The organism is Pseudomonas putida, from assembly GCF_028682395.1.
Taxonomy (GTDB): Bacteria; Pseudomonadota; Gammaproteobacteria; order Pseudomonadales; family Pseudomonadaceae; genus Aquipseudomonas; species Aquipseudomonas putida_AB.
In genome coordinates, this window is the sequence record NZ_JANHLC010000037.1 from 1 (window position 1) to 544 (window position 544).

At 56.1% G+C, this 544-nt stretch carries 1 protein-coding gene; it reads right to left on the reverse strand.

Annotation, left to right across the window (positions count from 1 at the left end; all coding sequences use genetic code 11):
• Positions 1-544 (reverse strand): transposase (locus tag NPS46_RS25125; protein ID WP_274112048.1); only part of this gene is annotated, 544 nt, incomplete at both ends.

Sequence of the window (544 nt, forward strand, 5' to 3'; positions counted from 1 at the left end):
TCGTAGCAAGAACCGCCCGTTCCCAAATAGCCATTGTTTGAGATTGCCAAACGGGTGCTCGGCGATGGATCTGCGTCGCTCCATCATCTCTGGATGCAGTTGCATCCGCTGTGCCATACGCTCAAAGGCTTCCTCTTGTACGTGACGTGAGACATAGCGGCGCTGAGCCCTTGTACATTGGGCTTTCAGCGCACATCCAGCGCAGTCGCTGACTGCCGCCTGGTAGATCCGGTCGCCTTTGTAACGCTGCTTCAGGGTTAGCCATTGACCTGCCGGGCACTGGTATCGATCTTGTTCAGCGTCATAGGTAAAGTCCTGGCGCTCGAATAATGTCTCTCCGCCTGGGTTCGAAGTTCGGTTTGGCGGCACGTACACGGTAATGGAGGCCTCCTCGCACGCCTGGAATTGCTGGCCATTTGAGTAGCCCATATCGGCTGTCACGGTCAGCGTGTCCTGCCCCAGTTCGGCCTTGGCAGCTTTAGCTATGGGTTCAAGCTGTTTGCGGTCGTCACCATCTTGCGTCACCTCATGGTGCAAAATCAGA